General features: G+C 77.2%; 14 protein-coding genes and 2 pseudogenes. 5 read left to right on the plus strand and 11 right to left on the minus strand.

What is annotated here, in order from left to right; translation table 11 throughout:
• The gene (locus BM048_RS00935; protein WP_090030408.1) at positions 1 to 555 is read right to left on the minus strand and encodes an NUDIX hydrolase family protein; all 555 of its coding nucleotides are present in this window, start codon (positions 553 to 555) and stop codon (positions 1 to 3) included.
• Positions 556 to 752: 197 nt separating this feature from the next.
• On the opposite strand from BM048_RS00935, the pseudogene BM048_RS18565 reads away from it, so the two are divergent.
• From BM048_RS18565 to trxA, 5 genes and pseudogenes are all read left to right on the plus strand, one after another.
• Positions 753 to 2,177: pseudogene (locus BM048_RS18565) on the plus strand (cytochrome ubiquinol oxidase subunit I).
• A gap of 15 nt (positions 2,178 to 2,192) precedes the next feature.
• Positions 2,193 to 3,215, plus strand: a pseudogene (cydB, locus tag BM048_RS18570) (cytochrome d ubiquinol oxidase subunit II).
• Positions 3,216 to 3,218: 3 nt separating this feature from the next.
• Positions 3,219 to 4,931 (plus strand): thiol reductant ABC exporter subunit CydD, encoded by a 1,713-nt coding sequence (gene cydD / locus BM048_RS00950; protein WP_090029898.1) that lies wholly within the window; start codon positions 3,219 to 3,221, stop codon positions 4,929 to 4,931.
• A 5-nt stretch (positions 4,932 to 4,936) separates the two neighbouring features.
• The gene (gene cydC, locus BM048_RS00955; protein ID WP_175499166.1) at positions 4,937 to 6,565 is read left to right on the plus strand and encodes a thiol reductant ABC exporter subunit CydC; all 1,629 of its coding nucleotides are present in this window, start codon (positions 4,937 to 4,939) and stop codon (positions 6,563 to 6,565) included.
• Positions 6,566 to 6,615: 50 nt separating this feature from the next.
• Positions 6,616 to 6,993 (plus strand): thioredoxin, encoded by a 378-nt coding sequence (gene trxA / locus BM048_RS00960; protein WP_090029900.1) that lies wholly within the window; start codon positions 6,616 to 6,618, stop codon positions 6,991 to 6,993.
• A 39-nt stretch (positions 6,994 to 7,032) separates the two neighbouring features.
• Here trxA and BM048_RS00965 read toward each other — a convergent pair whose 3' ends face one another.
• The 10 genes from BM048_RS00965 to BM048_RS19010 form a co-directional block, all read right to left on the minus strand.
• Positions 7,033 to 9,513 carry a putative bifunctional diguanylate cyclase/phosphodiesterase gene (locus BM048_RS00965; protein WP_139224259.1) on the minus strand — a complete coding sequence of 827 codons (2,481 nt, stop codon included), beginning with the start codon at positions 9,511 to 9,513 and terminating at the stop codon, positions 7,033 to 7,035.
• A gap of 160 nt (positions 9,514 to 9,673) precedes the next feature.
• Positions 9,674 to 10,237, minus strand: a complete 564-nt coding sequence (locus BM048_RS00970) for a putative pterin-binding protein (protein WP_090029905.1) — start codon at positions 10,235 to 10,237, stop codon at positions 9,674 to 9,676.
• Between the two features lie 89 nt (positions 10,238 to 10,326).
• Complete coding sequence (locus tag BM048_RS00975) at positions 10,327 to 11,493, minus strand: glycosyltransferase family 9 protein (RefSeq protein ID WP_090029906.1); 1,167 nt, start codon at positions 11,491 to 11,493, stop codon at positions 10,327 to 10,329.
• Positions 11,490 to 12,185, minus strand: a complete 696-nt coding sequence (locus tag BM048_RS00980) for an SDR family oxidoreductase (RefSeq protein WP_090030411.1) — start codon at positions 12,183 to 12,185, stop codon at positions 11,490 to 11,492. Before BM048_RS00980 ends, BM048_RS00975 begins: the two co-directional genes overlap by 4 nt.
• Before the next feature lie 65 nt (positions 12,186 to 12,250).
• Complete coding sequence (locus BM048_RS00985) at positions 12,251 to 13,783, minus strand: PfkB family carbohydrate kinase (protein ID WP_239078705.1); 1,533 nt, start codon at positions 13,781 to 13,783, stop codon at positions 12,251 to 12,253.
• A complete protein-coding gene (locus BM048_RS00990) occupies positions 13,780 to 14,403 on the minus strand; it encodes a D-sedoheptulose-7-phosphate isomerase (protein ID WP_090029908.1) in 624 nt (207 codons plus the stop codon). Before BM048_RS00990 ends, BM048_RS00985 begins: the two co-directional genes overlap by 4 nt.
• Positions 14,400 to 15,692, minus strand: a complete 1,293-nt coding sequence (locus tag BM048_RS00995) for a glycosyltransferase (RefSeq protein ID WP_090029910.1) — start codon at positions 15,690 to 15,692, stop codon at positions 14,400 to 14,402. The genes BM048_RS00990 and BM048_RS00995 overlap by 4 nt, the downstream gene beginning before the upstream one ends.
• Complete coding sequence (locus BM048_RS01000) at positions 15,689 to 16,675, minus strand: glycosyltransferase (RefSeq protein ID WP_090029912.1); 987 nt, start codon at positions 16,673 to 16,675, stop codon at positions 15,689 to 15,691. Before BM048_RS01000 ends, BM048_RS00995 begins: the two co-directional genes overlap by 4 nt.
• The gene (locus tag BM048_RS01005) at positions 16,672 to 17,829 is read right to left on the minus strand and encodes a glycosyltransferase family 9 protein (protein ID WP_090029914.1); all 1,158 of its coding nucleotides are present in this window, start codon (positions 17,827 to 17,829) and stop codon (positions 16,672 to 16,674) included. The genes BM048_RS01000 and BM048_RS01005 overlap by 4 nt, the downstream gene beginning before the upstream one ends.
• Complete coding sequence (locus BM048_RS19010) at positions 17,826 to 19,148, minus strand: HAD-IIIA family hydrolase (protein WP_308439490.1); 1,323 nt, start codon at positions 19,146 to 19,148, stop codon at positions 17,826 to 17,828. The genes BM048_RS01005 and BM048_RS19010 overlap by 4 nt, the downstream gene beginning before the upstream one ends.
• Between the last annotated feature and the right edge of the window lie 9 nt (positions 19,149 to 19,157).

Here is a 19,157-nt window from a genome sequence, read left to right on the forward strand (position 1 = left end):
TCAGGGCATGCGGCCGACGAACGCCATCGCCTGGCGCAGGAGCGTGCCCTGCCCGCCGTGCATCTCGATCTGGACCTCCTCGGAGCACGCCTCCTCGGGCGTCATCCACGCGAGGTCGATCGCGTCCTGCTGCGGGCGGCAATCACCGGCGACCGGCACGACGTACGCCAGCGACACCGCGTGCTGCCGGGGGTCGTGGTACGGCGTCACGCCCGGCGTCGGCAGGTACTCCGCCACCGTGAACGGCTGCGGCGTCGACGGGATCTGCGGCAGCGCGACCGGGCCGAGGTCCTTCTCGATGTGCCGCACGAGCGCGTCCCGCACCCGCTCGTGGTACATGACGCGGCCCGACACGAGCGCGCGGGACATCACCCCGGACGACGTGACGCGCAGCAGCAGGCCGACGGCGACCACGTCGCCGCAGTCGTCGACGCGCACGGGCACCGCGTCCACGTAGACGATCGGCAGCCGCGAGCGGGCCTCCGCGATCTGCTCGGGGCTCAACCAGCCGGCGGGCCGCTCGGGGCCGCGGGGGAAGTCGGGGGTCGCAGTCACGCCGCACAGTCTGCCGTGCGCCGCCCGTGGGACCAGCACCGGGGCGACCTGTGTCCGCGCCACGTCCGCCGGGCGGGCGTGCGCGGACCCACCCATACTGGCCCCGCCGAGCGCGACGCCGTCCGGGCCGGGAGCACCCTGGGCCGCGACGCCGGGCGCCGAGGGCCGCCCGCCGGCGGTCGCCCCGGAGGCTGCGCATGGACGTCGTCGACCTGTCCCGGTTCCGGTTCGCCTCGACGAGCATCTTCCACTTCTTCTTCGTCTCCCTGACGGTGGGGCTCGCGTTCCTCATCGCGGTGATGGAGACGTTCGCGTTCCTGCGGCACGAGCGGCGCGAGGCCTACGCGACGATGACCGCGTTCTTCGGGCACCTGTTCCTCATCAACTTCGCCGTCGGCGTCGTGACGGGGATCGTGCAGGAGTTCCAGTTCGGCATGAACTGGAGCGAGTACTCGCGGTTCGTCGGGAACATCTTCGGCGTGCCGCTGGCGCTCGAGGTGCTCATGGCGTTCTTCCTCGAGAGCACGTTCATCGGGCTGTGGTGGTTCGGCAAGGACCGGCTCAAGCCGTGGATGCGCCTGGGCAGCATCTGGCTCGTGGCCATCGGCACGCAGGTGAGCGCGTTCTGGATCGTGCTGGCCAACGCCTGGATGCACCACCCCGTGGGGTACGCGATCGTCGACGAGCGCGCGGTCCTCACCGACTTCACCGCGGTGGTGCTCAACTACAAGGCGTGGCTGTACTTCGCCCACGTACAGGGCAGCGCGTGGACCGTCGCCGGGTTCTTCGTCCTGGCCATCAGCGCCTACCACCTGCTCAGGGGCCGCAACGTCGAGGTCTTCTCGCGCTCCCTGCGGATCGCCCTGGTGTTCGCCGCCGTCGGGACGGTCTTCTCCGCCACGAGCGGCCACCGCGAGGCGCAGGTCGCCCGCGTGGACCAGCCGATGAAGTTCGCGGCGATGGAGGCCCAGTGGGAGACCTCCGACTCCCCGGCGCCGTGGTCCCTCGTCGCGGACATCGACGAGCGGGAGCGGGAGAACGACTTCTCCGTCGAACTGCCCTAACTCGGGTCGATCCTCGCCTACAACAGCCTCGAGGGCCGGTACGACGGGCTCGTCGAGCTGAACGAGCAGTACCAGGAGGCGTACGGGCCCGGTGACTACGTCCCGCCGGTGGCACCCGTCTACTGGTCCTTCCGGCTCATGGTCGCGATCGGGTCGCTCCTGCTGCTGACCGCCTTCACCGGGCTGTTCCTGTGGTGGCGCAGGCGCGCGGCGCTGGACCGCACGCGCTGGTACCTGCGCCTGCTGGTCCTCCTGGTGCCCCTGCCGTGGATCGCGAACTTCGCCGGGTGGGTCGTCACGGAGATGGGGCGCCAGCCCTTCATGGTCTACGGCCTGCTGACCGTCCAGGAGGGGGTCAGCGCGAACACGGCGGGCGAGGTCCTCGTGGGGCTCGTCGGCCTCTGGGTGGTCTACCTCGCCCTCATCGGTCTCGACGTCTTCCTCCTCACCGTCACGGCGCGAGCGGGCATCGACCACGTGCCCCAGGCGCAGCTCGTCGCCGCGCCGGTGCCGGACTACGGCGGCGAGGGCTTCGAGCGCTACGAGCGGAAGGCCTGAGCCGTGGACCTCGTCGTGCTGTGGTTCTGGCTCATCGCCCTCACCTTCACGCTCTACTTCTTCCTCGAGGGCTTCGACTTCGGCGTCGACATCCTGTGGCCGCAGCTCGCGCGCGACGAGTCCGAGGAGCGGGCCCTCACCGGCACGATCGGCCCGTTCTGGGACGGCAACGAGGTGTGGGTGATCGCGGCCGCCGGGCTGCTCTTCTCGACCTTCCCCGTCTGGTACGGCGCGCTGTTCAGCGGCATGTACCCGGTGTTCGTCGTCATCCTGCTCGCGCTGCTGCTGCGCGGGGTGTCCTTCGAGTACCGCAACCAGGTCGACAAGCAGCGGTGGCGCGACTTCTGGGACCTCATGGCCTTCGCCGGCAGCGTCCTGCCCGCCTTCCTGTGGGGCCTGGTGATGGCCAAGATCATCGAGGGGCTCCCGGTGGACGGCGACTAGCGGGTCGTCGGCGGGCTGGGGGAGCTGTTCACGCCGTTCTCCGTGGTCGGCGGCCTGACCACGCTGCTGCTGTTCACCCTGCACGGCGCGAACTTCCTGCTCCTGCGCCTGCACCAGGACTCCGTCCTGTACGCCCGGGCGCGCAGGGCGGCGCTGCGGTGGGGCGCGCTGGCCACGGTGGCGATCCTCGCCTTCGTCACCATGGGCTACGTGACCGAGGGGCTGTTCGAGAGCTTCGGCGTGCTGCCCTGGGTCTTCCCGGTGGCCGCCTTCGCCACGCTCGCGACGATCTGGCTCGCGCTCTCGCTCCGCCGCGACGTGCTCGCGTTCGTGATGAGCGGGCTGACGATCCTCCTGGCGACCGTGACCGTGTTCCTCGCGCTGTTCACCCGCGGCGTGGTGCTGCCCTCGACGATCGACCCCGCCTTCAGCCTGACGCTCGCGGGCTCGGCGAGCCAGCACCGGACCCTGGTCCTCATGACCTGGGTCGGCGGGTTCTTCCTGCCGCTCATCATCGGGTACCAGGTGTGGGACTACGACGTGTTCCGCGAGGGGGTGCGGCCCGACGCCGGCGGGCTGCAGAAGGGCTACTGACGGGTGCCGGGCCGCCGCCTCCTCGCCCGCGCCCGCACCGGCCGTGGTGGGGCCGACGACGCCGGCACCGCCGCGGTGACCGCGCGGCCCGAGGTGCGGCGGCTGCGCGCGGCGTGCACCGCGGTCGCCGTGCTGGTCGCGGCGCTCGTCGTGCTGCAGTGGGCGCTCGTCGCCCGCGTGGTGGAGGCCGTCGTGGGAGCCGGACGCAGCCCGGCGGCGCTCGCGGTGCCGCTCGCCGGCGCGCTCGCGGCCTGGTGGGCGCGCGCCGGGCTGCTGGCGCTGCGCGACCTGCTGGCCGCCCGCACCTCGGCGCGGGTGCGGCGGGAGGTGGGGCTCGACGTCGTGCGCACGCTCGTGCGCCTCGGCCCCGCGGCCGACGCCCGCGCGGGGGAGCTGGCGACCACGGCGACCGCAGGGGTACGGCTGCTCGACGGCCTCGTGGCCCGCTACGTCCCGGGCCGGACGCACGCCACGGTGGTGCCCCTGCTCCTGGCGGCGGCGGTGCTCGTGCTCGACCCGCCGACGGCCCTCGTCCTCGTGCCGACGGGCGTGCTCGTCGTCGTGTTCCTGTGGCTCGTCGGGCTGCGCGCGCAGGGGGCCGCGGCGCGGCAGTGGGAGGGCCTGGGGCGCCTCGGCGCGCTCCTGACGGACGCCCTGCGGGTCCTGCCGACGGTGGTCACCTACGGCCGCGCACCGGCGACGGTCCGCTGGCTGGCGGACGTCGCCGAGGGCTACCGGGTCGCGACGCTGCGCGTGCTGCGCGCCGCCTTCCTCTCGGGCTTCGTGCTGGAGCTGGGCGCGACGCTCAGCACCGCCCTCGTCGCGATGACCGTCGGCGTCCGGCTGTTCGAGGGCGGCCTCGGGCTCGAGTGCGCCCTCCTGGTGCTGCTCCTGGCGCCCGAGTTCTTCGCGCCGCTGCGAGCGCTCGGGGCGGACCGGCACGCGGCGCTGGAGGGCCGGCCCGCCGCGGAGCGGATCGCGGCGCTCCTGGCGCTGCCCGGCCCGCCGAGCGGGGACGTCCCCGTGCCGGCCGGGGTGCCCGAGGTCCGGCTCGAGGGCGTCGGCGTGCGGCGCGACGGGCGGGACGTCCTGCAGGGCGTCGACCTCGTGCTGCCCCCGGGGTCGCGCACGGCCCTCGTCGGGCCCAGCGGTGCCGGCAAGACCACGCCGGTCCGGCTGGTCCTCGGGTACGGCGAGCCCGGTACCGGCCGCGTGCTCGTCGGGGGCACGCCACTGCCGCGGCTGCGGCGCGCCGACTGGTGGGCGGCGGTCGCGCACGTCCCGGAGCGGCCCTACCTGCTGCCCGGCACCGTCGCCGACAACGTGCGGCTCGGGCGCCCGGACGCCGACGACGAGCAGGTGTCGACGGCGCTGGTCCGCGCCGGGCTGACGGAGGTCGTCGCGGCCTTGCCGCAGGGCGTCCGCACCCGGGTCGGCGAGGACGGCGCGACGCTCTCCGGCGGCGAGCGGCTGCGCCTGGCCCTGGCGAGGGCCTTCCTGCAGGACACGCCCCTGGTGGTGCTCGACGAGCCGACCTCGCAGCTCGACCCCGCGACGGAGGCCGTCGTCCTCGCGGCCGTGGCGGACCTCGCGCGCGGCCGCACGCTCCTGACAGTGACGCACCGATCCGCGCCGACGGCGCTGCACGACCGCGTGGTCCGGCTCCGGCCCGACGGCGTGCTCGTGGACGGGGCCGTCGCGCAGGCCGTGCCGTGAGGGCCGTGCTGCGCCACCTGCCTCGCGGCCGCACGGCGCTGGCGGTGGCCCTGGCCACCGGGACGGTGCTGTCCGGGGCGGCTCTCCTGGCGACCTCGGGGGCCCTTGTCACGAATGCGTCGCTGCGCCCGGAGTCGCTGCTCGTCCTCCTGCCCCTCATCACCTCGGTCCGCGCCTTCGGCCTGTCGCGTGCCGCGTTGCGCTACGTCGAGCGGCTCGTGTCGCACGACGTCACGCTCCGGCTGGTCGCCCGCCTCCGCACCGACCTGCTCCTGGGCCTCGTGCCCCTCTCGCCGGCGGCGCTGACGGGCGTGCGCGGCGGCGAGCTGCTGGCCCGCCTGCACGCCGACGACGACGCCCTGCAGGACGTGCTGCTGCGCCTGCTGGCCCCGGCCGCGGTGGCCGTGCTCGCGGGATCGGCGGCCGTCGTCCTGGCGGCCGCGGTGCACCCCGGCCTCGGCGCCGTGCCGGCCGCGCTGCTCCTCCTGCTCGGCGTCGTCGTGCCGGCGTGGGCGGACCGGGCCGGCGCGCCGGCGGCCCGGGCGGTCGCCGCGGCGGAGGAGGCCCGCGGCGCGGACGTGCTCGACCTCGTCCGGGGGCTGGCGGACCACGTCGGCGGCGACGGCGGGGCGACGGCCCTGGCCGCCGCCGACGCGCGGCTGCGGGAGCAGGAGGCGGCGGAGCGGGCGGCCGCCCGGGTGGCGGCCGTGGCGACCCTGCTCCGGGAGGGCGTGCCCGCGCTCGGCCTCGTGGCCGCGTTCGTGCTGGTCGGTGGGGGCGTGGCCGCCGGCGAGACCTCGCCGCTGCTGCTCGCGGCGGCGGCGCTGGGCGTCCTCGGCTCGTTCGAGGCCGTGGCCGGCCTCGGGGCGGCCTGGCCGCTGGCGGGCGGTGCGCGCGCGGCCGGACGCCGCGTCGAGGCGCTGGCGGCGACCCCGCCGGCGGTCGTCGACCCGGAGGGGCCCGGGCCCCGTCCGGCCGGGCACGACGTGGCGCCGGTGGACGTCGGCGTCACCTACCCGGGTGCGTCGAGCCCCGCGCTGGCACACCTCGACCTCGTCGTGCGGGCGGGGGAGAAGGTCGCCCTCGTGGGGCCCAGCGGCGCCGGGAAGAGCACCGTGCTGGCGCTCCTGCTGCGGGCGCGCGACCCGTCCGCCGGCCGCGTCCTGCTCGGCGGTGCGGACCTGCGCCGCCTGCCGCTCGACGAGGTGCGGGCCGCGTCCGCGTGGGTGCCGCAGGAGCCGCAGGTGCCCGGGGCGTCGCTGGCCGGCAACCTGCGCATGGGAGACCCCGCCGCCGACGACGGGCGGCTGCGGGCGGTGCTCGCCGACGTCGGGCTCGCCGACCGGGCGGCCGACCTGGGTCTCGACGGCTGGGTCGGCGAGGCGGGCTCGCGGCTGTCCGCGGGTGAGCGCGCGCGCCTCGGGCTGGCGCGGGCCCTGCTGCGGCCCGCACCCCTCCTGCTCGTCGACGAGCCGACCGCGCACCTGGACCGCGCCGCCGGTGCCGCGGTCGTGTCGATGCTCGCGCGCGAGCCGCGCACCGTCGTGATGGTCACGCACGACGCCACGCTGCTCGACGAGCGGTGGCGCGTGGTGGTGCTGCGACCGCCCGGAACACCGCCCGGAATACCGTGAGGGCCGGCCGTGCTGTACCCACCGTCCAGCGACCGACAGAGGAGAACGCCGTGGCGACCGTCACCCTGACAGCAGACAACCTCGAGACCACCATCAAGGACAACGACATCGTCCTGGTCGACTTCTGGGCGGCCTGGTGCGGCCCGTGCCGTCAGTTCGGCCCGATCTTCGAGAAGTCCTCGGACACGCACGCCGACATCGTGCACGCGAAGATCGACACCGACGCCGAGCAGGCGCTCGCCGCCGAGCTGCAGATCACGTCGATCCCGACGCTCATGGCCTTCCGCGAGGGCGTGCTCGTCTACAACCGTCCGGGCGCGCTGCCCGGCCCGGCCCTGCAGCAGGTCGTCGACGCCGTGCGCAACCTCGACATGGACGAGGTGCGCAAGACCATCGCCGAGCACGACCACGAGGGCGCGCAGGCCTGACACCGGTCGCTCCCGCCCGGTGGGGGCGACGCCGGACCGTCATGCGACGGGTGGCGGTCGGCGGCTGCTGCGGTCGCGCGCCTCGTCGACCGGCCCGCGCGGGGCCGGCACCCGCGGGGTCGCTCCCGTGGGGGCCGGGCCCGGTGCGAGGTCCCGTCTCCGGACCGGCGACAGCGCCGCAAGGCCCGTCCGGACGCCCGCCGTCCCCTCCGGGGCGGCGGGCGTCAGTGCACCCAGGGGGGCCGGGCGGGCGAGCAGGTAGCCCTGGACGGTGTCGCAGCCGGCCGCGACGACGGCGGCCATCTCCGCCTCCGTCTCGACGCCCTCGACCGTCACCCGCATCCCGAGGTCGTGGACGATCGCGGTGAGCGCGCCGAGCAGGCGCCGGGTGCGCGGCGAGACGGTGAGGTCCCGCAGGAACGAGCGGTCGAGCTTGACGAGGTCGACGGGCAGCCGCAGCAGGTAGGCCAGCGACGAGTAGCCCGTGCCGAAGTCGTCGAGCGCCACTTCCATGCCGACGGCCTGCGCCGCCGCGAGGACCGCGATGGCGTGCTCCGGGTCCTCGAGGACGACGGTCGCCGTGAGCTCGAGGACCACCGCGTCGGGGGAGAGCCGGGCGCGCGCGAGGCAGTGCCGGACGTGGTCGAGGAAGCCCAGGTCGTGCAGCTGCGTCGCCGCGACGTTGACGCTCACCCTGAGGTCCGGGCGTCCGGCGGCGCGCATGACGGCGAGGTCGCGGACTGCCGTGGCCACGACCCAGCGGCCCAGCGCCAGGACCAGCCCGGACTCCTCGGCCAGCGGGATGAACTCGTCCGGCGGGACCAGCCGGTCGGCGGTCCGCCAGCGCACGAGCGCCTCCACCGCCACCCACGAGCGGTCGCCGGTGCGGACGATCGGCTGGTAGTGCAGCTCGAGGCGGTCGTGCGCGATGGCCTCCGCCAGCCGGTCGACGAGGTGCTGGCGGGCCGCCTGCTCGGCGAGCCCGGCGCCGTCGACGGTCTCGACCTGGTCGGGGCCGCGGCGCTTGGCCTCCTGCATCGCCGCGTCGGCGTGCCGGACCAGCTCGTGCGGCCGCACGTCGGCCGCGCGGGCGGCCACGACCCCGATGCCGGCCGTCACCGCCACCCCGGGGACGGCGTCGAGCGGGACGCGCAGCGCGGCGCGCAGGGTCTGCGCCAGCCCGTGCGCGTCGTCGTCCCCCGCGCGCCGGACGACGAACTCGTCGCCGCCGAGGTGGTAGACCACGCCGTCCGGCACGTGCCGCCGCAGGCGCGCGCCGAGCTCGTGCAGCACCGCGTCGCCGCGCAGGGCGCCGACCCGCTCGTTGAGCGAGCGGAAGCCGTCGAGGTCGAGCACGGCGAGCGCCGCCACCCCGGTCCCGTGCTCGTCGTCGGCGGCCGCCGCGTCGAGGTCCCGGTCGAGGCGCAGACGGTTGGGCAGGCCCGTGACGCGGTCGTGGTACGCGAGGTGCTCGAGCTCGGCGGCGTGCCGGGTCCGGTCGGTGACGTCGTGCGCGTTGACGACGACGCCGGCGACGGCGGGGTCGCCGAGCAGGTTGGTCAGCCGCACGGCCAGGTGCGTGAGGCCCGCCGGGTCCTGCCCGGCGCGCGGCAGGCGGACCGCCACGTCGAGCGTCGTCGTGGCGCCGGGCGCGGCCAGGCACGCGCGGAACGAAGCGACCGCCGACGCCTGCAGGTCCGCCGGGACGAGGTCGCCGACGCGCAGGCCGTCGAGCGGCCCGACGGTGGTCCCGAGCGCGGTGCTGGTGCGCGGGTCGACGTAGGTCAGCGCACCCCGCTCGTCGAGCACGAGCGTGATGTCGTTGCCGTGCGCCACGAGCGCGCGGAACCGCCGCTCGCTGAGCTCGACCGCCCGCTGCGCCTCCGCGCGCTCGGCGGCCTCGCGCACGACGAGGGCGTACGCGGCCGAGAACTCCCGCCGGACCGAGCGCTGCAGGAGCACCACCAGGAGCCCGCCGAGCAGGAGGGACAGCGCGGCGCAGACGACGACGAGGCGCTGCTGGGCGTTCTGCTGCTGCAGCCGGTCGGACAGCTCGGAGTAGAAGGCGCCCTCGAGGCGCGCGTAGAGGCCGCGCACGTCGGCGACGACCGCCTCGGCGTCGGCGACGACGGTCGCGCGGGCCGCGGCCACCTCGTCGGGGGCGAGCACGTCGGGCAGGGCCTCGAGGTGCGCGTCGAGCCGGGCGTGGTCGGCGACGGCCTGCGTGACCTGGGCCGCGACGGGTCCGTCGAGGTCCTTCGCGGCGAGGATCCGCACCTGCTGGCCGAGGAACGCGCTCTGCTGCCGCAGGGTGACGACGGAGTCGTCGCCCGCGTCGAGCCGCTCCGCCTGCACGAGCGCGAGCAGGGCGTCACGCTGGGCGTCGGCGAGGTTGCCGGTGACGTCCTGCGCGAGGGAGAAGGAGTCGGCCGTGGCCCGCAGGCTGGCGTAGTCGCGCAGCGACAGCACCGGCGTCGCGAGGACCGCGGCCGCGAGCGCCAGCTCCAGGAGCCCCTGCACCGGTGACAGCCGGGCCCCGCCTCGGTTCGCGCCGGCGTCGGTGCCGGCGCCGGCTCGCGACCACCGGGCGCGCTGCGCCCGCGGCGTCCGCGACGCGCGCGGCCTCCGCGGCACGTGCAGCCCTCGCGGCGCGCCGGCGCGCCGCCCCGTCATCGCGCGGTCACGGCGCCGTGCTGTCCGCCGCGAGGGACGCGATGCTCCAGATCCACAGCGACTGGTCGCGGGTGTCCGGGTGGTCGTCGGTCAGCACGAGGCGGGTCGGCCCGCCCTCCTCGAGGGGGATCGGCTCGCCGTCGGCGCGGGTCGCGAGGACGGCGCCCGGGTGGTCGGCGACGGTCAGCGGCACGTCGACGGCGTAGTCGTTGAGGGCCAGCGAGTGCAGGACCGTCGCGTCCTGCGGCACGCCCACGACGCGCAGCAGCTCGGCCAGCGCGACGCCCCGGAACGTCACCCGCTCCTCGAGGAACGGCTCGTACACCTCCGCCTCGACCGTCGGCATCGCCTCGAGGTCGGCCATGGACAGCGTCACGGTGCCCGACGACGTCCCCTCGACGGTGAGGACCACGTCCTCCGCCGCCGGGGTCGTGAGGTCCGCGACCTCGACGACGGTGCCGGCGGAGACCGCGTGCACCTGCGCGCTCGTCCCGTCGGAGCACGAGGCCAGGCCCGCGACCGCCGCACCGGCGAGGCAGAGCACGAGCAGGGCACGGGGGCGTGCGCGCATCGAGGGACTCCTTCCGTCAGCCCCGCCGATCGACGCGACGACCTCCCTCCTGAGCCGCGGCCGGACGCGTCACCCCTCGGGGTGACCGTTCACCCGTCCGGGCGCGAGGCGACCGACGCGACGTGCGACGCGCGGCTGACGGCGCGCGCGGGGCCTGCCGGGGTCGCCGTGCCGACCGTGCGTGCGGTGCGGCTCGGCCGCGGGGCGACGGCGGTGCTCGTCGACCGCGCAGCGGAGGGGCGCGGGCGGGCGGGCGCCCTCCCGGCGCCGAGGACGCGGTCGACGGCGTCCAGTACCTCGGGGACCTGGACGGACGCCAGCCACGGGTGGACGACGTCGGCGCCGCCGTCGCCCGCGGGTGACCCGTCGTCGCCGTGCCACACGACCGCGTGGCGCCTCTCGTCGAGCAGCGGGCGCCACCAGCGGGGCGGCACCGGGCCGAACAGCACGACCGACGGCGTGGCCACGGCCGTGGCGAGGTGGGCGACCCCGGTGTCCCCGCACACGAGCAGCGCCGCCCCCGCGACGCGTGCCGCGAGAGCGGGCAGGTCCAGCGCTCCCGCCAGGTCGACGACGTCGCGTGCCTCGTCCCCGGCGTCCCCCGTGCCGCCTCCCGCCGTCCCGCCGCGCTCCCGGACGCCGGCGACGACCTGCGCGCACAGCTCGCGCTCGTCGGGACCGCCCGTGACGCCGACGCGGAAGCCCCGCGCCCGCAGGGCGACCCCGACGGCGGCGAACCGGTCGGCGGGCCAGCGCCGGGCCCCGGACGCCGCCCCGGGGTGGAGCAGGACCTCGGGCCGTGCGTCCTCGGGAGCCGGGGCGGGGGCGGACGTCACCTCCGGCAGACGCAGGTCCTGCGGTCCGCACGTGCCGCCCGCGGCCGCGACGAGGCGGCACCAGCGCACGACCTCGTGCTCCTCGGGGTCGAAGGCCGGGCCGCCGGGGAAGCCGGGGGCGGCGAAGGCGACGAGCCGGTCCGGGCGCGTGGCCGCGAGGAGCGCGTGGCTCTGCGGGCCGCGGCCGTGCAGGTTGACCGCCACGTGGCCCGTCCCCGACCACGCGAACGGCTCCAGCTCGCGCGTCGGCAGCACCGCGTCGACGAGGCCGAGGTCGCGCAGCCAGCCCCCGGTCGTCGCCGGAGCGGCGAGCACCAGACGACGACCGGGGAACGCGCGCCGCAGCCCACGGAGGGCGGCGACACCGGTGAGGGCGTCGCCGAGACCGAGGGCGCGCAGGACGAGGACGTCGCCGGTCACGGCCAGGAGCTCTCCCCGGAGGCCATGACGAGCATCTCGCGGATCTCGGACCCGACGGGCTGCGTCAGCGCCGTGACCACCGTGCCGGCCGTGGCGCGCGGGTCGTTGAGGTCCGCGTCCGGGCCGGGCTTGTACTGCTCGGTGCGGCCGTCGAAGAACGCCGTGTCCATCCCGCCGGGGATGAGCAGCGTGACCCCGACCTTGCCGCGCAGCTCGGCCGCGAGGGCGTGCGAGAAGCCGCGGACGGCGAACTTCGAGGCGCTGTAGGCCGTCGCGTCGCTCATGCCCCGCAGCGACAGGGTCGAGCCGACGGTGACGACGGTCCCGCGCGAGGCCTCCAGGTGCGGCAGGCACGCGCGCACGACGGCGACGGTCCCGAACAGGTTGACGCGCACGACGCGCTCCCACACGTCCGGGTGGATGTCCACGAGGGCGCCGCAGGCGTCCGTGCCGGCCGCGGTGACGACGCCCGTGGGCGCCCCGACGAGGCCGACGAGCCGCTCGACGGCCTCCGCGACCACCGACGCCGGCTCCGCGAGGTCGACCTCGACGAACGACACGTCCTGCTTCGGCGGCACGCGGTCGAGCACGCCGACCGTCCCGCCGGCGGCCAGCACGGCGTCGACGACCGCCGATCCCAGGCCGCTGGACCCGCCGGTGACGAACACCGTGCCGACCGGCCGGGGGGCCAGGACCTTTGCGTCCGCCTGCTGGTCCGTCCGCTGGTCCGCCTGCGCGCTCACGCTCGACTGGGTGCTCACACCGCCTCCTTCTCGCCGACCGCTGCCGGCACGTGCTGCGCCCGGGACCGTCCCGAGCGCTCGATGATGGACGTCGTCGACCGGCCGTCCAGGTAGGGGAGCAGGACGATCCGCCCGCCGTGGGCGCGGACCGTCGCCGCCTCGGGCAGCTCGGTCCCGCCGTAGTCGCCGCCCTTGGCCCACACGTCCGGCTGCAGCCGGGCCAGCACCGCGCCGGGGTCGTCCTCCTCGAAGACGACGACGGCGTCGACGCAGTCCAGCGCCTCGAGGACGCGGGCGCGGTCGCCCGCCGTGACGACGGGCCGGGTCGGGCCCTTGAGCCGCGAGACCGACGCGTCGGAGTTCATGAGGACGACGAGCGCGTCGCCGAGCCGGCGGGCCGCCTGGAGCGTGGCGACGTGCCCGGCGTGGACGATGTCGAAGCACCCGCCCGTGGCGACCAGCCGCCGACCGCCGCGTCGCAGCCGGGCTGCCAGCGCCTCGACGTCGTCGGGGGTCGGCACGGCGTCGGTCCCGTCCGTGGGCGCGGCGTCGGCGCTCTCCGCCACCGGACCGGTCGCTGTCACGTCCGCCGCCGCCGGCGGCGCCCCGGTCTCCTCGTCGCGCTCGCGCCGGAACGCCTCCGCCCCGCCCGCCGCGACCCAGGCCCCCGCGTCCGCGACGGCCCGGCCGACGGCCTCCGTCACGGTGGCGCCGCTCGCCAGGGCGACGGCCGCGGTGGCGGCGAAGCGGTCCCCGGCGCCGCACGGGTCGCCACCGGCGACCGGCACGGCCGGCACGTACTGCGCGTCGCCCCCACCGGCGACGAAGGCGCCGGCGGACCCGGCCGTGACGGCGACGGCCCGCGCCTCCCAGGACGCGCGCAGGGCGGCGGCGAGCTCGTCGGGGTGCTGGGGCGCCGTGCCACCGGCGGTACCCCCGCCGCCTCCGCCCGCCGCCGCCCTCGCCTCGGACAGGTTCGGCGTGACGAGCGCCGCGCCGGCGACGGGTGCGCCGCCCCGCGGGTGCGGGTCCCAGACGACCCGGGTGCCGCGGGCCGCCTCGGCCAGCACCTCGCGCAGGGCCGGGTCCTGCGTCACGCCCGCGCCGTAGTCCGACACGAGGACGACGTCCGCGTCGGCCAGCACCGCGCGCACGGCGTCGGCGTCGACCGCACCGGGCGCGCCCGGCCCGCCGTCGTCGACCCGCACGAGGGACTGACCGCCGCTGCGGATGCGGACCTTGCGCCGGGTGCCGCCGACGTGCGGCAGGGCCACGACGGCGACCTCACGGCGCAGGTCCTCGGCCAGGCGGGTGCCGGCGTCGTCGTCGGCCAGGGGTGCGACGAGGGTCGTCCGCGCCCCCGACGCCGCGACCAGCAGGGCTGTCAGGCCGGCGCCGCCGGGGCTCTCGCGGACGCGGGTGACGTCGAGGACGGGGGCCGGTGCGTCGGGGCACAGGCGCTCGACGGTCCCGTCGACGTCCCGGTCCAGTACGACGTCCCCGACGACGACCACGTGCGGGCGCACCGCCCGCGGCGAGCCGCTCACGCGGTGGCCTCGAGGCTGCGCACGACGGGCGCCGCGTGCACCGCGTCGAGCCGCGCGAGCCCCTCGTCGACCGCCGCGCACAGCGCGTGGATCGCCACGAGGTGCAGGGTCTGCACGGCGGCGGTGGAGGGCGCGTCGATGCACAGCGCCTCGTCGGACAGCGCCGCGAGGCGGTTGGGCCGCCGCCCCGTCAGCGACCAGACGAGCAGGCCGCGCTCGTGCGCGCGCTCGGCGGCGCGGAGCACGTTGGGGCTCGAGCCGGAGGTCGACAGGAGGACCAGCACGTCCCCGGGTCGACCGTGCGCCTCGACCTGGCGCGCGAACATCTCCTCGGGCCCGTAGTCGTTCACCAGGGCGGTCAGCGTCGAGGTCTCCGCGGAGAGGCACACCGCCGACAGCGGCCGCCGGTCGGCCAGGAAGCGTCCGACGAGCTCGGAGGTCAGGTGCTGCGCCTCGGCGGCCGACCCGCCGTTGCCCGCGGCCAGCAGCCGCGCGCCGTCGAGCAGGCGGTCGGTCAGCGTGCGCCCCCAGCGCTCGACGACGGCGGCGTCGGCCCGCAGGCCGTCGAGCGCACCGCGCAGCTCGTCGTCGTGGGCGTCGATCCAGGACTGGGCGCTCATACGGCGACCTCCGTGAGGGCGGGGACGGCGGCGGGCCCGGCGAGCAACGCATCGGCCGGGAGGGCCAGGGTCTGGTAGAGGGCCGCCGTGCGCTGGGCGACCTGGGACCACGCGTAGGTGCGGACCGCGCGGCGGCGCGCGGCCTGCCCGAGCGCGCGGCGCCGCACCGGGTCGGCGAGCAGCGGGCGCAGCGCCGCGGCGAGGGCGTCGGGGTCGCGCGGCGGCACGAGCAGGCCGGTGACGCCGGGACGCACGGAGTCGAGCAGCCCCCCGACGGCGCTGCCCACGACGGGCACGCCGCACGCCGCGGCCTCGAGCGGGACGATGCCGAAGGGCTCGTACCAGGGGGTCGCCACGACGACGTCGGCCGACCCGATGACCGCCGGGAGGTCGTCGTGCTCGACGCGCCCCAGCAGCGTGACCCGGTCGTCGACGCCGAGCGCCTCCGCCAGGGCGACGAGCCGGCACGCCTCGGGGTCCGCGGCCAGGAGGTCCGCCGGCGGCCCCCCGGCGACGAGGAGCTCCGTCCCCGGGACCGCGGCCAGCGCCCGGACGACGGTGTCGACGCCCTTGCGCTCGACGAGCCGCCCGACGACGAGGAGCCGGTGCGGCTGCCGGCGGCGGGGCAGGAGGGCGCCGCCGCCGCGGGCGGCACCGGCGGCACGGCCCCGGCGGGCGGGCGGCAGGGGCCGGAAGTGCGTGACGTCCACGCCGCAGGGCACGACCTGGATGCGCGCGGGGTCCAGGCCGAGGCGGACGAGCTCGTCGACCTCGTCCCGGCAGGTGGCGACGACGAGGTCGGCGCGCTCCCCGACGGACAGCTCCGCCGCGACCCGGCCCGCCGGGCTCGTGTCCTTCGCGCCCTGGTGGCGGCGCTTGACCGAGCCCAGCGCGTGGTACGTGTGCGCCACGGGCACGTCGAGCGCGGCGGCCGCCCGGAGGGTCGCCAGCCCCGACATCCAGAAGTGCGAGTGCGCCACGGCCGGGGTGCCGGTGCGCTCCCAGTCGCGCGCCATCCAGTCGCCGAAGGCGTCCATGTACGGCGCGAGAGCGTCCTTGGGCACCTCCCGCGCGGGCCCGGCGGGCACGTGCACGACCTCGACGCGCGGCCCGAGCGGCACCCGCTCCGGCAGCGACGCGTCGTCACGCCGTGTGTAGACGCGCACGTCGTGACCGAGGTCGGCGAGACCGCGGGCCAGGGCGTCGACGTGCACGTTCTGCCCGCCGGCGTCGACGCCGCCGAGCACGGCCAGGGGGCTGGCGTGCTCCGAGACCAGGGCGACCCTCACGGCACCCTCCCCTCGACGACGGCGGCCAGGACCTCGTCCCAGTCGCGGTGGAACCGCGCGAGCCCGTAGTGCGCCAGGGCGTGCTCGCGGCCCGCGAGGCCCCGCTCGCGCGCCTCCGTCGGGTCGGCGAGCCAGCGCCGCCCGGCCGCGACGAGCGCCGCCGGGTCCGCGCTGACGACGCCGGCGGCCGCGGGCACCGCCTCCGGCGCGGCGGTCGAGGCGACGACGAGGACGGGCAGGCCGACCGTCATCGCCTCGAGGAGGGACAGGCCGAGGCTCGTCCAGCGGTAGGGGTGCAGGTAGGCGCGGGCCCCGCCCATCGCCACGTGCATGTCGGCCTGCCGGACGTCCTCGTGCAGGTGCTCCTTGTGCTGCGGCAGGTGCTCGGCGAGGGCGTCCATGCCCATCCCGTAGACCTCGACCGGCAGGTCCTCCGCGACCCGCACGACGAGGTCCGTCCCGGCCACGCGCCACCGGCGCACGGGCTCGTTGACGACGACGGCCACCCGCTCGCGCTCACCGGTGTAGGTGTACCCCGGGTCGACGATGCCGTGGTCGACGACGAGGGTCGGCGCGGCCCCGCTGTCCCACATGAGGGCGTTGTAGGCCGTGACGTGCACGACGGGGATGTCGGACCGGTCGGCGAGGTGGTGGCGCGTGGCGGCCGCGGGCCCGGCGGGCGTGTTGTGCTCGACGTAGACGGCCGGCACGTCCACGCCGGCGCGCAGGCCGGTCCAGCGCTTGAGCAGCTCGAGCTCGTGGGGGCGCTGCAGGACGACGACGTCGGGGCGGTCCTCGGCCAGGCCGGTGCCGTCCGGCACGTCGATCGGCACCTCGCGCGCGCGGTCGGGCCAGGCGTAGGTCGTCGCGCGGCCGCCGCCGTCGCGGGAGCGCTCGGCGTCGCGCGGGACGAGGTAGTCGTGGGAGCCGTGGACGAACGAGGTCATCCACGAGCCGTGCACGTGCCAGGCCAGGACCTTCATGCGCTCACCCTCCCGTCCGGCCGTGCGCCGGACGCGTCTGCGTGGTCGGTGGTCCGCGCCGGTGCTCCGGCGGCGGACAGGGACAGGGCGTCGACGGCCGCGACCACCTGCCCCGGCGTGACGCCGGTGAGGCAGGGGTGGCCCTCGACGGGGCAGGTGCGCGCCCGGGTGAGGGCGCAGGGTGCGCCCTGGTCGCCCAGCACGACGGTCGGGACGCCCCACGGCGCCCAGCGGTCGGCGGGCACGACGGGCGAGAACAGCGACACGACCGGCGTGCCGACGGCCGCGGCGAGGTGCGCCGGGCCCGTGTTGCCGACGACGACCGCGTCGGCGCGCGCCAGCACGGCGGCCAGCCCGGCCAGGCTCGTCCGGCCGGCGAGGTCGACCGCACCGGGCACGCCGGTGGCGACGGCGCGTGCCAGCTCCCGCTCGCCCGGCCCCCCGGTCACCACGACGGTCCGCCCTTCCTCGGCCAGCGCGAGCGCGATCGTACGGGCGTGGGCGGGCGACGGGGCCCGGGCGGGGACGGACGCGCCGGGGTGCAGGACGACGAACCCGCCGGCCGGCACCTCGTCGGGCAGGGCGGCCGCGGCCGCCGCGACGCGGTCCGCGCGCAGGGCCAGGCGGTCGTCGTCGAGGGCGGGGTCGAGGGCGGGGCTACCCCGCCGCCCGGCTGGGGCCGCCCCCACCTCGCCCTCGACCTCGCCCTCGACCGCGCGCGCGAGGTCGAGGGCGGCCTCGACCTCGTGCAGGCCGTCGGGGCGGCGGTGCCGCACGTCGAGCAGCGAGCCGGGGTAGTCCTCGCTCGTGCCGGCGACGAACGGCACGCCGGCCATCCGCAGCAGCAGCGCCATGGGCAGCGGGCTCTGGTGGAAGGACGTGAACACCACGGCGCGGTCGTAGCGGCCGGCCGCGAGCACGTCGACGAGGTCCCGCAGCGCCGCCGGGTCGGCGGGCGGCGGCGCGTAGCCGCTCCAGGGCACGTCGGCGACGAGCACGCGGTCGACGCCCGGCAGCAGCTCGCCGGCCTGGCGTCCCGCGGGGGAGACGAGCAGGTCCAGCGCCTCGGCGCCGGCGGCCAGGGCGCGGACGGCCGGCCCGGTGAGCAGGACGTCGCCGTCGCTGTCGAGCCGGACCGCCAGGACCCGGGTCACGCGGCGTCCCCGGCGGTGCGCGGCGCCCCGTCCGGGACGCCGCCGGGCAGCGGGTCGAGCACGCCGGGGACGAGGTGCGCGACGGCTGCCCGCAGGTCGACCGCGACGACCGGCGCCGTCGCCACCTCCCGGCTGCGCGTGACGGCGGTGGGCACGAGGACCGTCCGCGCCCCGGCGGCGACCGCGGCCCCCACGTCGGCCCCGATGTCGCCGACGACCGCGCAGGCGTAGGGCGGCACGCCCAGCGCGTGCGCCGCCCGCAGCACGAGGCCGGGGCCGGGCTTGCGGCACGCGCAGTGGTCACCGGTGCCGTGCGGGCACACCTGAACGGTGCCGAACGGGCCCACCTCCGCGGCCACGCGGGCGTTGACGGCGGCGACGTCCGCCACGCTGAGCAGACCGCGCGCGATGCCCGACTGGTTGCTGACGATCCCGACCGCCACGCCGGCCTCGCGCAGGGCGTCGAGGACCTCGTGCGCGCCGGCGATGACGCGGACCTGGTCCGGGTCGCCGTTGTAGGGCACGTCGTGCACGAGCGTGCCGTCCCGGTCGAAGAGCACCGCCTGCACGGGCGGCGGCCAGGACGTCAGGTCGGCGTCCGTGCGGCGGGTGGGTGCGGGGGCGTCCGTGCGGGTCCCCGTGCCCGTGGGTTGCTCGGGTGCCGTCGGACCCGCCGCGCGGCGGGTCCCGGGGACGGCGTCCCACCCGGCCGCGCCCAGCCGGGCGACGAGGTCGTCGTGCGCCTGCTCGGCGTCGCCGATGCGCTCGTCCCAGCCCCACACCTCGGCGAGCGCGTCGCGCCGCACGAGGAGGTCGTCGCCGGGAGCGGCGGCGTCGGTGGGCGCCTCGGCGGCACCTCCGCTGAGCGCCGTCCGTCCCCCCGCACCCGTGGCCGCGGCCGCGAGGTCCTCGGCGAGGGCGGCGGCCCAGCCCGGAGCCGGCTCGCGCAGCTCGTCGAGCAGGACGACCCACGGGGCCGACGCCGAGCGCCACCCCGCGTTGCGCGCGGCGGCCGGCCCGCGGCCGCCGGTGCGGACGACCCGCACGGGCGTGGCGCCCGGTCCGTTCGTGCCGGCCACCTCCAGCGGGGCCGGGTCGCGCAGCACGGGGGCGTCGTCGTCCGGCCGGGGGTCGAGGGCCACGGACCGGTCGTCGACCACGACGACCTCGACGGGGGCGGGCAGGGGGCGACCTGAGGCTCGCGCGGCACGTGTCGCCTGGGCGAGGTCGAGCGTGAGGACGTCGAGGAGCCCGGCCAGCCGCGGGCGGCCGAGCGAGGTGAGGACGAGGGACCAGGGCGGGAGCGGGGCCGCGCTCACGCGGGGAGC

The sequence above is a fragment of the Cellulomonas marina genome, from assembly GCF_900111925.1.
GTDB lineage: Bacteria > Actinomycetota > Actinomycetes > Actinomycetales > Cellulomonadaceae > Cellulomonas > Cellulomonas marina.

What these genes read in the sequence shown, in the direction of transcription:
- BM048_RS00970 (WP_090029905.1), bottom strand. Translation starts at nt 10,237, where the DNA reads ATGCGCGCACGCCCCCGTGCCCTGCTCGTGCTCTGCCTCGCCGGTGCG.
- BM048_RS00990 (WP_090029908.1), bottom strand. Translation starts at nt 14,403, where the DNA reads ATGAGCGCCCAGTCCTGGATCGACGCCCACGACGACGAGCTGCGCGGT.
- BM048_RS01000 (WP_090029912.1), bottom strand. Translation starts at nt 16,675, where the DNA reads ATGAAGGTCCTGGCCTGGCACGTGCACGGCTCGTGGATGACCTCGTTC.